Source organism: Streptomyces sp. NPDC096193 (genome assembly GCF_040302905.1).
Taxonomy (GTDB): Bacteria; Actinomycetota; Actinomycetes; order Streptomycetales; family Streptomycetaceae; genus Streptomyces.
Genome location: NZ_JBEOSJ010000004.1, coordinates 219,151 through 231,369 on the forward strand (window position 1 = coordinate 219,151; position 12,219 = coordinate 231,369).

The window sequence follows — 12,219 nt, forward strand, 5'->3', positions numbered from 1 at the left end:
TCGTCCACGTCGTACGAGGGTTGTCACATGCCTGCCTTCACCGCCTCCGACGGGACCGTACTCGCCTATCACCTCGTGGGAGAGGGTGAACCGCTGCTCTGCATTCCGGGCGGACCCATGCGCGCTTCCGCGTATCTGGGCGATCTCGGCGGGCTGTCGAAGCAACGCCGGCCTGCTCGACCTGCGGGGCACCGGCGCATCAGGCCTTCCCGACGACCCCGCGACCTATCACTGCGACCGGCAGGTCGAGGACATCGAAGGGCTGCGGGAACATCTCGGACTCGATCGCGTCGACGTACTCGCCCACTCCGCGGGCGGTGATCTCGCGCTGCTCCACGCTGCGCGACACCCGCAGCGGGTGCGCTCCCTCTCACTGATCACCGCCCGTGCGCGTGCGCTCGGCATCGACTTCACCGAGGGGCACCGCCACGAGCCGCTGCCCTGCGCACCGCCGAGCCGTGGTTCACATCCGCCCAGGACGCGTGGGAAGCCGTCTGGGCGGGCTCGGCGACCGACGCCGACTGGGACGCGATCAGCCCCTATACGGCCGTTGGGACACGGCAGCGCAGGCACACGCGGCATCCGAGGTCGAACAGAGCAACGCCGAGGCGGCGGAGGAGTACGCCACCCATGGGGCCTTCGACCCTTCCGCAGCGCGGGCCGTCATGGCCTCCCTGGACGCCCGGGTGCTGGTTCTCGCCGGGGCCCTGGACAGTGGTCCGCTCCCCCGTGTCGCCGCCGCCATCGCGGAGTTGTTTCCCCGTGCCGAACTGGCCGTCCAGCCGCGCGCCGGGCACTACCCGTGGCTCGACGCCCCGCTCCGTTTCCGCGACACCGTGGGCGCGTTCCTCGCCCAGCAGCAGCCCGGGCGTCCCGCATGACGGTCACCGGAGACCGCGACAGACACCGGCCCCCGTCCGCATGCGGAGGGGGGCCGGGACCGACCGTCAGGCGTTCGGGTCGAAGGGAATGTTGGCCGGCTTGGCCCTGGACAGGTGCCAGTTGAACTGATCGTCCTTGATGCCCAGGGTGGCACTGCCGAAGTCGGCCGCGCTCAGCTTGTCGCGCAGGCCCGCGGGGTAGCCGTTCCAGCCCACGAGCGTCGGGAACTGCCACGTACCCCTGTGGTTCTCCGGCGGCTCGTCACCGGAGTTGGCGGCACGGAAGGTGTGGGTGCTCACGCCGTCCTTGTGGTAGACGATCTTGGGATGCGTCCCGTCGAAGCGAATCTGGGAACGGTTGTGGACCGTGAACCCTCCGTGCGCGGAGGTCGACACATACTCGACCTGGTTGTTCTGCACCCACACCACGACGTGTTCCCAGTCGTGGCGGTGACCGAGGCTGCCGCCGCCGAGTGACACCTGGTCCTTCTCGAAGTAGAGCGCATAGACGATCGCGCACCACCCGTTGTTGCACTTCTCCCGGGAGTACCCGTTGGTGTTCTCCAGGTCGGACAGATCGCGGCAGCTGCCGTTGACGTCACCGCCGAGCTTCAGGCCCGGGGCGATCGTCCCGTCGGGGCCGATGGCGGGAGAGGAGTAGCAGCCGTCGCGGTCGTAGTCGTAGGCGGGCTGGAATGTCTGCTCGAGACCGTTGGCGTTGCCGGGGAGGGCGCGCGGAGGGTCGGCGAAGGCGGTGGCCGGCGACGCCACGACCAGGACGACGGCTCCGGCGAAGCTCATGAGCGACAGTCTGCCCAGCCGCAGCGACCGGCCCGGCTTCCTGGCCGGCTTCCTGGCCGTGGAGGCACCGTCCGTGGACACGGCGGGCTGCGCGGGGCGCCCGAAGGCCTTCGACGACCATCTTTTGTTCACTGCGTCCTCCTGATCGACACCGTGGCGGGACGGGCAGCCCGGCTGCGGCATGCCCGGAGCACCGTCTCCCACTTCCGTCGCTCTTCGGAGAGTGGACAGATGTCGCTCCGGTGAAGGAACGCCCAATACTGCATACGGGAAGGGGAGTTGGGCCCGCGGATGCCCCCCGCACGGCATGGGCATGAAGCCGAACAGCGCAGATTCTGCCCGGTGTTGTTCAGGAGACGCAGGCGAATGGCTGCACTGTGACCGGAGTTGGCTCACTCATCGGCCGGGCCGGTCGCGCACGCCCTTCAGAGGGACCGGCCGTCGGACGACTGCCGTGAGAACCGCGGTGCGCTCAGGTGCCCGGCTTGCGGCCGTAGACGAAGACGTCGTCGTTGGTGCGGAGCAGCTTCCAGTACGCGGCGGCGTCGGTCTTGGTCATGTTCACGCAGCCGTGCGAGCCGGGCTGCGCCCAGACGCTGATGCCGACCGAGTGGAAGGCCTGGCCGCCGTCGAAGAACTGGCTGTACGGCATCGGCGCGTCGTACAGGCCGGAGACGTGGTCGATGTCGCGCCAGGAGACCTTCTTGAGGCCGGTACGGGTCTCGTCCCCGTCACGGCCGGTGCGCACGGGTACCGGTCCGTGGACGAGCTTCGTTCCGTCCTGGATCCAGCTGAGCTGGAGCGTCAGGTCGACACAGGCGATCCGGCCCTTGTTCACGGGGCACGTGCCGGCCTTGTTCGGGTTCCGGCCGACGGCTTTCTGCCGGTTCATGAGATCCATGACGCCCCAGGTGACGGGGCCGGCCAGGCCCTTGTCGGGGCTGATCGCGTGCTTGGTCTGGAACGCTCGGATCGCCTTGCAGTCGCTGACCGACTGCTTGCCGTCAACCGGGCGGCCGAGGAACCTCTCGACCTGCTTCTGGTAGGTCCCGGTCCCTGCCGTGCAGGAAGCCGCCTGGGCGGTCGTGCTCCCCACGACCACCGAGAGCGGGGCGGCCAGGGCGGCTATCCCGAGTACGACGGCACCCCGGCGACGTATGTCCCCCACGGCTGACACTCCTCGTTCGTGCAGTGGTGCGCTGACGCCTGGAAGACGGCAGGGAAGCCACATTAGTTGCACCACGCACCAGTTCCACCCCCTGGGCCCGTATGTGACAACAGCCACAGCAAGGTACGAGTCATGTCAGATCATCCGGAACGCCGCACCAGCCCCTCCAGCAGACCGAGAGCCTCGACCGCGCGCTCATGGGCGACGAAGAGGTGGTCGTGATGGAATCCGGCGACGACGTTGCAGCTCAGGCCCGCATCGGCGAGTTCGCCGGCGACCGCGGCGGTCAGACCCACGGCGTCCAGGGCCGAGTGGACGCGCAGAGTGATCCAGCCCGCGACGTAGTCGTAGGCCAGCCCGGCCGCGTCGGCCTCCTCGACGGGCAGCACCAACGTCAGCCCCTCCGGCTCCGTGACCGTGACCACGGGGTCGACGCCGCCGGGGACAACGCCGTCGACCGAGGTGAAGACAAAGCGTCCGGGGTTCAGCTCGGGGCGCATACCGCTCAGCAGTTTCCGAAGGTCCCGCTCACCACTCATGATCACTACGCTATCCGCCGGAGGGGCACCGGGACGCGGGCCGGCACCTTCCGCGGCTTCGGGCAGCGGCGCGGAACGGGCCATCGCTTCGGGGGCTGCGGAGAACCGCCCACCGGTGGTGCTCACACCCGGCTCGCGGCCGTCACGCGGCAAACGCTCATGCCGCGAGCACCCAGGGCCCCGCGCGGGTCACTCCTCAAACCCGGTCGACCACGGACAGCGACAGGGCAGGCGCCCCTGAGAACCCGAGGGGTGCCTGCCCTGTCCCGTTGTGCGGGCGCACCGCTTCACCGGCCGGCGAAACGGCGGTCAGCAGGGGTCACCAGTAGTGCTGGCGACCACCGACGGCGTGGCCCACCTTTCCCAGAATCCACAGAGCGGCTCCGACCGCGATCAGGATGAGACCGATGGTCCACAGGATGCCTATGCCGGCGATGGCACCGATGATGAGCAGGATGAGACCGAGAATGATCATTGCGTCCTCCGATGGTGGGTCCCGCACCAGCCGGGTTGCCTCATCTCGACGCGATAAACCACGCGAGATCCGCATCCGTCATTGATGCTGTGGCATACGCCCAGGACCGCTCACGCCGGCCGCCGTCGGACGCTGCCGGGGTTGCGGCGGGCCAGGTCGGCGCTGAGGACGGTGGCGAACGCGCACCAGGCGGCGTACGGCACCAGCGCGGCGCCCGCCGACCGGCTGCTGATCGCGGTGCGGACGAGGAGATGGGTGTTGCTCAGGTCCAGCGCCAGGGTGCCGAGGAGGCCGGCACGCGGGCTGCGGGCCCGGAAGAACAGCCAGTTCCACGCGGCGTTCAGGGTGAGATTCACGGCCAGGCCGATCGCCAGGGGCTTCCGGTCCGGGGGCGAGGCCCGGTCGAGGGCGCGGCCGCCGGCCCAGGCGATGCTCGCGTACAGCGGTGTCCATACGGCGCCGAACGCCCACGGAGGCGGCTGCCACCGCGGCTTGGACAGTGCCCGGTACCAGGATGTCGTCGGGTCGACGGCGATCGATCCCGCGACAGCCGTCGCCGCGACCGCGGTCCCCGCGGCCACGTAGTACTTCCACCGGACGCGTGAGCCGGGGTCGGTGCGCTCGCTGATCAGCCTCATGCCCCGACTCCTTCCCCGCGTCCGGCGAACCATGGAGGACGACGCGAAAGCGGCCGAAGAGTGCCTGCGCCGGGGCGGCAACGGCCCGCGGGCCGCGCAGGTGTGCGCGTGCCCGGGACCGCCGTCGCGGGCCTGTTCCGCCACATCACCGCACCGCCCGCGACCGCTCCTGCGAGGAAGCACGCGGTGGCGAGAAAGAACAGCGGCTTGTGACGGCGCCAGGCCTGCCGGAGCGATCCCCCCTCGACAACAGGCCCGGCGGTTCCGGCGGGCCTGCTGTCGAGGGGGTCCGCCCGCATGTCCCTGGCGATCGACTCCCACACCCTGCCGGGAGGAGCCCGGAGCAGATCCGCCGGACCGGCCGACCGCGCGGCCCGCACGACGCGTCGCAGCCCCTCCAGTTCGCGGCCGCACTGCGCACAGTCGCGCAGATGCCGCCGGGACTCCTCGTCCAGATCCGCCTCAGCCGCCGTTCCCAGGGACAGCTCCGCGAGGTCCGCCGGATCGAGGTGCTCCGTCACCGTGTCCTCCTCCGCACCGACGAGAACGAAGACCGTGTACGACGTGTGCGGGGGGAGGCACGGCCGACTGCCGGGAGTCAGGCACGCTCGCGGGCCCGACGGCTCAGGACGAGCGCGCCTGCCAGAGCGGCGACCCCCGCGGCGGCGCTCCACACGAGCCAGGAGTCCGAGGAGTTCGTCACGCCCATGGCACTCGGGCTGCCGGCGGAAGCCCCCGGAGTGGCCTGCATGCCGTCCAGCGACTGCACCTTCAGGGCGAGGTTCTTGTCGGCGGCGCTGCCCCAGGCGTACACGACGTTGCCGGTTCCCTCGGCCGGCTTCAGGTCCACGGGTCCGATCGCGACCGTGTCGGTGCCGGCGAGCACGACATCGGTGGAGACCGTGCCCGGGTCCACCTCGGCGGTGGCCTCGCGAGGGTTCACCAGCTCTTTGAACAGCGGTGTTCCGTCGGCCCGTACGTCCACGGCGGGTGCCGCCGCGACATGACGTACCGTCAGCCGTGCCTTCCCGGGAGGCACCTTGGAGACATTGTTGACGAAGGCGTCGAGCTCCGGTGTGCCGTCGGCCGACAGATGGGCGACGACCGTCGCGTTGGCGCCGGCCGGCACGTCGATCGTCTTCTGGATCGCGGGCGTGCCGCCCGGGCCCTCGCCCGCCCTGAAGACCTTCAGGTCGTAGGACCCGGCAGCGAGGGACCGCGGCTCGGTGAGCGTGCCGGGCTTGAAATCACCCAGGAGTTCGTCACCGTTGGCGTAGACGTCCACCGTCAGGCCCGGCACAGCGTGGAAGACGGAGACCATGGCCTGGTCCGCGCTCCGATCCGCGGCGCCGACGGGAGCGGCGGCACCGAGTGCCAGTGCACATGCGCCGAGGGAGGCGATGACTGCTGCGGGGGTACGGGAGTTCATGATCTGATATCCCTTCGTGGCGGACCCGCTCGGTGCGCGTCTCGCCACTACTTCCCGCCCGGGGCGGCAGGCGGATGCGCAGCCGGCGTCCGCTCAGAAGAACACGCCGCACCTCAGGAGCACGTTCGCGTAGGGACGCGCCTCTCCTGTACGCACCACCAGACGGGCCGTCGCCGAGCGCGTCTTCAGCTCGTCGTGGGTGATGAAGTCCAGCGCCGGCAGCCGTCGCGTGAGGAGGCGGGCGGCCTCGGGGTTGGCCTCGGTGACCTCTCGGGCCGCCGTCGCGCCCTCGACCACCAGCTCGTCCAGCAGGCCGTCCAGCACATCCGCGAACGACGGGATTCCTGCCCGGAACGCGAGATCCACGACGCGCGGCCCTTCGGGGACGGGCATACCGGCGTCACAGACCAGCACCAGATCGCCGTGCCCCAGTTCCGCCAGGGCGCCCGCGAGGTGGCGGTTCAAAATGCCTGCCTTTTTCACAGGGCAGCGACCTCCTCGGCCGTGGGAAACGATTCCTGTGCGCCCTGCCCGGTGACGGCAGCGGCGCCCACACGCACGGCGAACTCGGCCGCGGTGGCGAGTGGCTCACCCAGGCCGATCCGCCATGCCAGAGCGGCGGTGAACGCGTCCCCGGCGCCGGTGGTGTCGACCGTCCTCACCCGCGGGCTGGGCACGTGTACGGGAGCGCCCGTCCGCGTGTCGGCGACGAGCGCCCCCTGCGCGCCGAGCGTGATGACGACCGAGCGCGGGCCGATGGCCAGGAGTCCCGCGGCCCACTCCTCGGGCGTGGCACCCGCGGAGAGGCCCAGGATGAAGCGCGCCTCGTGCTCGTTGAGGACCAGGGGATCGCACGCCGCGAGCACGTCGGGGGGAAGCGGTACGGGCGGGGAGGGGTTCAGGACGAGACGGGCCGTCGGAGGCAGTCCGGCCACCACTTCGGCGACCGTGTCGAGCGGGATCTCCAGCTGGACCGAGATCACGCGGGCTTCGGCGAGGAGGTCCGCGGCCGCCCTGATGTCCGCCGGTGTCAGGTGGGCGTTCGCGCCGGGCGACACGACGATGCTGTTGTCCCCCGAGGGGTCCACGGTGATCAGCGCAACGCCGGTCGGCGCACCGCCGACGAGGACGCCCGCGGTGTCGACACCCGCAGCCCGCTGCGACCGGAGCAGCAGCCGGCCGTGGTCGTCGTCGCCCACCCGCGCGATCAGGGCGGCGCGCGCCCCGAGGCGCGCGGCGGCGACGGCCTGGTTGGCCCCCTTTCCGCCCGGGTGGACGGACAGGTCGGAACCGAGCACCGTCTCCCCCGGCGCCGGGCGGCGCTCGACCCCGATCACCAGGTCGGCGTTGGCCGACCCGATGACCAGCAGGTCGTGGGGGCCGTGGTCGTGCATCGATGGTCCTGCTTTCTCGTTCTCTCGCGTGGGGGCGTGTGCTGCCGGACCGGATGGATCCGGCGGGTCGAAGAGCCGCGGCGAACCTGCGGCCCTTCGACCGCGGCTCAGGAGAAGTCGTCGACGTTCGCCTTGGTGACCACCTTCACGGGCACCTTCACCGTGCTGCTCACCTCCTTGCCCTGCGCGGCCTTCACCGCGTTCTGTACGGCGATCTTCCCGAGTTCCCTGGGCTGCTGGGCGACCGACGCGTACAGCGTGCCCGCCTGAACGGCCTTGAGGCCGTCGGGAGTTCCGTCGAAGCCCACCACGGACACGGACGTGCCCGCCTTGGCGCCGAGCGCCTTGACCGCGCCGAGCGCCATCTCGTCGTTCTCGGCGAAGACACCGTTGATGCCGGGGTTGGCCTGAAGCAGGTTGGTCATGACGTCCAGCCCCTTGGTGCGGTCGAAGTCCGCGGGCTGCTTCGCGACGACCTTGATGCCCGGGTAGGCCTTGAGGCCCTCGGCGAAGCCCGCGCCGCGTTCCCGGCTCGCGGAGGTGCCGGCCGTGCCCTGGAGGATGACGATCGTGCCCTTGCCACCGAGCTTGTCGGCGAGCGTCTTCGCCGCGAGCTTGCCACCGGCGATGTTGTCGGACGCCACGAGCGTCGCGGTCTCGGCCTTGTTGACACCGCGGTCGGCGGCGATCACCGGGATGCCGGCCTTGTTGGCGGTACGGACCGCCGGGCCGACCGCGTCCGAGTCGACGGGGTTCACGATGACGGACTTCACGCCGGAGCTGGTGAAGTTCTGGAGCTGGTTGGCCTGTTGCGAGGCGTCGTTCTGGGCGTCGGTGACCGTGATGTCGATGCCCGCCGCCTTGGCCTCCGCCTGCGCGCCGTCCCTCATCTGCACGAAGAACGGATTGTTGAGGGTGGAGAGCGACATCCCGATCTTCGTGGTGGTCCCGGAGGAGCCGGGGTTGAGCAGGGACACGCCTCCGACGACCGCCGCGACACACACGGCGGCCACGCCGAGCTTCACCGCACCGCGTTTCCTGCTTCCCGGACCTCCGGTACCGGGCGCGCCCGCGGCCGCCGCCGTGGTTCCGGTGCGCCGGCGCAGGGTGTCGAGCAGGACGGCCAGGGCGATGACTACACCGATGACGACCTGCTGCCAGAAGGCGGAGACGGAGAGGAGGTTGAGACCGTTGCGCAGCACGGCGAGGATGAGCGCGCCGATGAGCGTGCCGGACGCCTTGCCGACGCCGCCGGCCAGGCTGGCGCCGCCGATGACGACCGCGGCGATCGCGTCGAGTTCGTAGCCCTGCGCGGCCTGCGGCTGAGCGGAGACGAGCCGGGAGGCGAGCACGATGCCGGCGACGGCGGCGAAGAGGCCCGACAGAGCGTAGATGACGAGCTTCTGACGCTTGACGCGCAGGCCCGAGAGGCGGGCCGCCTCTTCGTTGCCGCCGATGGCGTACATCGAGCGGCCGATGTAGGTGCGGCCGAGGATCAGTGCGGTGATCAGGCCCATGACGATCATCACGAGGACCGGGACGGGCAGCCAGCCGCCGAGCGTGTCGCCCAGCACGGAGATGGAGTCGGGGAAGGCGATCGGGCTGCCCTGGGAGATGACCAGGGACAGGCCACGGCCGATCGACAGCATGGCCAGAGTGGCGATGAAGGGCGGCAGTTTGCCGTACGAGATGAGGGCGCCGTTGACGAGACCACAGGCCAGGCCCGTGCCGATCGCGAGGAGGACCGCGAGCCAGACCGGTAGTCCTTCGGACGTCGCGATCCAGGCGAGGACCGTGGCGCTGAGCGCGGCCACCGATCCGACCGACAGGTCGATGCCCGCCGAGACGATGACGAAGGTGACGCCGAACGCGAGGATCGCGGTGACGGCGGCCTGTACGCCGACGTTGAGGAGGTTCTGGGTGGTCAGGAAGTCGCCGGAGAGCAGCGACATCGCCACCACCAGGACCACGAGCGCGGTCAGTGCGCCGTTGTCGAGCAGGATGCGGCGCAGGGTCGAGGCGGAGGCGCCGCTCTTGCCCGTGTCGTTCTTGAGCGTGTCACTGGCCACGGGGGCCCTCCTCGTTCACTGCGTCGGTCTGTGCGGTGGTCGTCGTGGGTGGTGCGCTGACGGCGAGCGCCATCACCGCGTCCTGAGTGGCTTCGTGTGCCGGGAGTTCACCGGCGATGCGTCCCTGTGCCATGACGAGCACCCGGTCGCTCATGCCGAGGACCTCGGGGAGGTCGCTGGAGATCATCAGGACGGCGTGACCGGAGGCGGTCAGCTCGTTGATGAGCTGGTAGATCTCGACCTTGGCGCCGACGTCGACTCCGCGCGTCGGTTCGTCGAGGATCAGCACTCTGGTGTCGGCGAGGAGCCATTTGCCGATGACGACCTTCTGCTGATTGCCGCCGGACAGGGTGCGGACGTGCTGGCCGAGGCCTGCCATCCGTACGCCCAGCTGCTCGGCGATCCGGGCGGCCGCGACGCGCTGCGCCTTGAGGTCGACGAGTCCGGCGCGGGTGGCCGACCGCAGGGTGACCAGGCCCAGGTTCTCCTGCACCGTGGCGTCCAGCACCAGTCCCTGGCCCTTGCGGTCCTCGGGGACGAGGCCGATGCCGGCCCGCATGGCGGCGTTCACATCGTGCCTGCGGAGCTGCTTGCCGCGTACGTCGACCGTGCCGGTGTCGTAGGGGTCGGCGCCGAAGACGGCCCGGGCGATCTCGGTGCGTCCCGCGCCGACGAGCCCGGCGAGGCCGACGACCTCACCGGCCCGCACCTCGAAGCTGACGTTGTGGAACACGCCGCCCCGGGTGAGCCCGCGCACCGTGAGCAACGGCTCGCCCACCTCGGGGCGCTCCCGCGGATACTGCTGGTCGATGCTGCGGCCCACCATCAGCCGTACGAGTTCGGCCTCGGGTGTCGACGCGGGGACCTCGCCGACGCTGCGGCCGTCCCGCAGGACGGTCACCCGGTCGCCGAGTGCCGCGATCTCCTCGAGGTGGTGGGTGATGAAGACGATGCCCACGCCGTCCTCGCGCAGGCGGCGCACGATACGGAAGAGCTGCTCCACCTCTTCGGAGGTCAGCACAGCGGTCGGCTCGTCCATGATCAGGACGCGGGCGTCGAGACTGAGCGCCTTGGCGATCTCCACCATCTGGAGCCGGGCGATGCCCAGTTCGCGGACGAGGGCGCCCGGGGAGACGCGCAGTCCGACGCGGTCGAGCAGCGCGGCCGCGTCCGTCTCCATGCGGTGGCGGTCGATCATCCCGAATCGCCGCGGCTGGCGGCCGAGGAAGATGTTCTCGGCGACCGTGAGATCGGGGACCAGGTTGAACTCCTGGTAGATGGTCGCGATCCCGAGCCGTTCGGCGTCCTGGGTGTTGTGGATCCGGACCTGGTGACCGTCGGCGAGGATGCGTCCGCTGTCGGGACGGTAGGCGCCGGAGAGCATCTTGATGAGGGTGCTCTTGCCGGCTCCGTTCTCACCGAGGAGGACGTGCACCTCACCGCGGCGCAGGTCGAAGTCGACGGCGTCGAGGGCGACGACGCCGGGGAAGGTCTTGCGCAGTCCTTCGATGCGCAGCAACTCGTCGGGGTGGCTCACCAGTTGCTCCTCGCGCTCGCGGGGTGGTCGGGGGTTCCGGGGGCTTCCGGAATCTCGGGGTGGGCAGGAGTTCCGGGGACTTCCGGGATCTCGGGGTTGCCCGCGGATTCGGCGTGTCCGGGATGCGCGCCGGGCTCACCGCAGGAGCGGCGTACGACGAGTCGCGCGGGAAGGCTGACCGAGCCCGGCGGTCTGCCCTCGATCACGTCGGCCAGCGCCCGGACGGCGGCTCTGGCGAGCTCGGCGGTGGGCTGGGAGATCGCTGTGATCGGTGGATCGGTGTGCAGGAACCACGGGATGTCGTCGAAGGCGGCGAGCCCGATGTCCTGCGGTACGCGCAGGCCGTGTCCACGGATGGCGTCCAAAGCTCCGAGTGCCATCAGGTTGTCGGCGGCGAAGACCACCTCGGGCGGCTCGGCGAGCGTCAGGAACGCCTCGGTGGCGCGGCGGCCGCTCTCGGCCTGGAAGTCGCCCTGCCCGATGTACGCGTCGATCAGCGGGAGCCCGTGTTCGCGCAGCGCGTCGCGGAAGGCGTCGACGCGCTCGCGGCCGGTGGTGGTTGCGGCGGGACCCGCGATGATGGCGAGTCTGCGGTGGCCGAGGCCGTGCAGATGGCCGACCAGGTCCCGGATGGCCTGCCGGCCGTCGGAGCGCACGACGGGCACGTCGACGCCCGGCACCCAGCGGTCGACGAAAACCATCGGGGTACCGCCGCGTGCCGCGTCCAGCGTCAGCGGGGACCGCCCGTCCGCGGGTGAGACGAGCAGGCCGTCGATGCGGCGGTCGAGCAGCGTCCGTACATGGTGGTCCTGGAGCTCCGGCCGCTCGTCGGCGTTGCCGATGATCACGCTGTAGCCGAGCGCGCGGGCCTCCTCCTCGACGAAGCGGGCCAGCTCGGTGAAGTAGGGATTGAGCACGTCACTGATCACGAGGCCGAGAGTGCGGGTCTGGTCGGTGCGCAGCGACCGGGCCACGGCGTTCGGTCGGTAACCGAGCGTGTCGACGGCGGCGAGGACACGTGCCCGCGCCCCGGGACTGACCGAGGGGTGACTGTTGAGGACCCGGGAGACCGTGGCCACCGAGACCCCGGCCTCGGCCGCGACATCCTTGATGCTCGCCATCGCCGGTCCACCTCCTTGTGGGTTCCGTGCGTCTCGCCCCAGGCAGCGAGCCGTGGAAACGATTACACCGGCGATTGGAATCGATTACACGGCCGAAAGGCAAGGGCGGGACCGCTGACCGATACCGGATCGTGATCGGCGTGCGTTCGCCGCGCGGGTGAGTGAGA

At 70.5% G+C, this 12,219-nt stretch carries 13 protein-coding genes and 1 pseudogene; 2 read left to right on the forward strand and 12 right to left on the reverse strand.

Features of this window, described 5'->3' with window-relative positions:
* The first annotated feature begins 27 nt into the window (after positions 1–27).
* Positions 28–881: pseudogene (locus ABTX78_RS08780) on the forward strand (alpha/beta fold hydrolase).
* Positions 882–947: 66 nt separating this feature from the next.
* Here the strand turns inward: ABTX78_RS08780 and ABTX78_RS08785 are convergent.
* Positions 948–1,682 (reverse strand): NPP1 family protein, encoded by a 735-nt coding sequence (locus ABTX78_RS08785; RefSeq protein WP_352206081.1) that lies wholly within the window; start codon positions 1,680–1,682, stop codon positions 948–950.
* On the opposite strand from ABTX78_RS08785, the gene ABTX78_RS08790 reads away from it, so the two are divergent.
* A complete protein-coding gene (locus ABTX78_RS08790; RefSeq protein ID WP_352206082.1) occupies positions 1,681–1,827 on the forward strand; it encodes a hypothetical protein in 147 nt (48 codons plus the stop codon). The two genes, ABTX78_RS08785 and ABTX78_RS08790, sit on opposite strands and share 2 nt — an antisense overlap.
* Before the next feature lie 327 nt (positions 1,828–2,154).
* On the opposite strand, the gene ABTX78_RS08795 is transcribed toward ABTX78_RS08790, so the two are convergent.
* From ABTX78_RS08795 to ABTX78_RS08845, 11 genes are all read right to left on the reverse strand, one after another.
* Positions 2,155–2,850: a L,D-transpeptidase gene (locus ABTX78_RS08795; RefSeq protein ID WP_352206083.1), complete on the reverse strand. Its 696-nt coding sequence runs from the start codon at positions 2,848–2,850 to the stop codon at positions 2,155–2,157.
* Positions 2,851–2,990: 140 nt separating this feature from the next.
* Complete coding sequence (locus ABTX78_RS08800) at positions 2,991–3,389, reverse strand: ACT domain-containing protein (RefSeq protein WP_352206084.1); 399 nt, start codon at positions 3,387–3,389, stop codon at positions 2,991–2,993.
* Positions 3,390–3,708: 319 nt separating this feature from the next.
* A complete protein-coding gene (locus tag ABTX78_RS08805; RefSeq protein WP_313942358.1) occupies positions 3,709–3,864 on the reverse strand; it encodes a DUF6131 family protein in 156 nt (51 codons plus the stop codon).
* A gap of 110 nt (positions 3,865–3,974) precedes the next feature.
* Entirely contained in the window at positions 3,975–4,502 is a 528-nt protein-coding gene (locus tag ABTX78_RS08810; protein ID WP_352206085.1) for a TspO/MBR family protein, read from the reverse strand.
* Complete coding sequence (locus ABTX78_RS08815) at positions 4,499–5,023, reverse strand: hypothetical protein (protein WP_352206086.1); 525 nt, start codon at positions 5,021–5,023, stop codon at positions 4,499–4,501. Before ABTX78_RS08815 ends, ABTX78_RS08810 begins: the two co-directional genes overlap by 4 nt.
* A gap of 77 nt (positions 5,024–5,100) precedes the next feature.
* Positions 5,101–5,931, reverse strand: a complete 831-nt coding sequence (locus tag ABTX78_RS08820) for a DUF4397 domain-containing protein (RefSeq protein WP_352206087.1) — start codon at positions 5,929–5,931, stop codon at positions 5,101–5,103.
* 93 nt (positions 5,932–6,024) lie between these two features.
* The gene (rbsD, locus tag ABTX78_RS08825) at positions 6,025–6,414 is read right to left on the reverse strand and encodes a D-ribose pyranase (RefSeq protein ID WP_352206088.1); all 390 of its coding nucleotides are present in this window, start codon (positions 6,412–6,414) and stop codon (positions 6,025–6,027) included.
* Complete coding sequence (locus tag ABTX78_RS08830) at positions 6,411–7,325, reverse strand: ribokinase (RefSeq protein WP_352206089.1); 915 nt, start codon at positions 7,323–7,325, stop codon at positions 6,411–6,413. The genes rbsD and ABTX78_RS08830 overlap by 4 nt, the downstream gene beginning before the upstream one ends.
* A gap of 107 nt (positions 7,326–7,432) precedes the next feature.
* The gene (locus ABTX78_RS08835; RefSeq protein ID WP_352206090.1) at positions 7,433–9,394 is read right to left on the reverse strand and encodes an ABC transporter permease/substrate-binding protein; all 1,962 of its coding nucleotides are present in this window, start codon (positions 9,392–9,394) and stop codon (positions 7,433–7,435) included.
* The gene (locus ABTX78_RS08840) at positions 9,384–10,931 is read right to left on the reverse strand and encodes a sugar ABC transporter ATP-binding protein (protein WP_352206091.1); all 1,548 of its coding nucleotides are present in this window, start codon (positions 10,929–10,931) and stop codon (positions 9,384–9,386) included. The genes ABTX78_RS08835 and ABTX78_RS08840 overlap by 11 nt, the downstream gene beginning before the upstream one ends.
* Positions 10,928–12,052, reverse strand: a complete 1,125-nt coding sequence (locus tag ABTX78_RS08845) for a LacI family DNA-binding transcriptional regulator (protein ID WP_352206092.1) — start codon at positions 12,050–12,052, stop codon at positions 10,928–10,930. The genes ABTX78_RS08840 and ABTX78_RS08845 overlap by 4 nt, the downstream gene beginning before the upstream one ends.
* Between the last annotated feature and the right edge of the window lie 167 nt (positions 12,053–12,219).